This is a genomic window from Actinomadura barringtoniae (assembly GCF_017573505.1).
Taxonomy (GTDB): Bacteria; Actinomycetota; Actinomycetes; order Streptosporangiales; family Streptosporangiaceae; genus Spirillospora; species Spirillospora barringtoniae.
Window position 1 is genome coordinate 1 of record NZ_JAGEOJ010000066.1, and the last position, 466, is coordinate 466.

A 466-nucleotide genomic window follows, 5' to 3' on the forward strand; every position below is an offset into this window, starting at 1 on the left:
ATTACGCAGGATGTCGAAGCGTTCGGGATCGGTGAAGACCATCTCGTCGCGGTTGGCCGACCAGTAGTAGAGAACGAGCTTGTCGCCCGCCTTGATCACATGGTCGTTCAGCGTCGTGTCGCAGGTGGCGGTGCGGCGCATCCAGATCACCGGCGAGGCGTACCGGACGACCTCCTCGACCGCCCCCGCGATGCGCCCCTCGAAGTCCTCGGCGAGCAGGGCCCGCTGCTCGGGATGGCGGGTGAACAGGTCTAGCGAGTGCGCGATGGCGTTGCGGGTGGTCTCGTTGCCCGCCACCACCAGCAGGATGAAGAACGAGCCGAGCTCCTGGTCGGTCAGGGACTCACCGTCGATGTTCGCGGTGACCAGAGCCGTGGTCAGGTCGTCGGCCGGGTCCTCACGGCGCTGCCGCCCCAGGTCCTCGACCAGGTCCTTGAGCGTCTGGCCGGCGTTGAAGAGGGCCAGT

General features: G+C 66.7%; 1 protein-coding gene. It reads right to left on the reverse strand.

Annotation, left to right across the window (positions count from 1 at the left end; all coding sequences use genetic code 11):
- Positions 1-466, reverse strand: a 466-nt coding sequence (locus J4573_RS53420; protein WP_208264190.1) for a cytochrome P450, incomplete at both ends; no start/stop codon positions are given.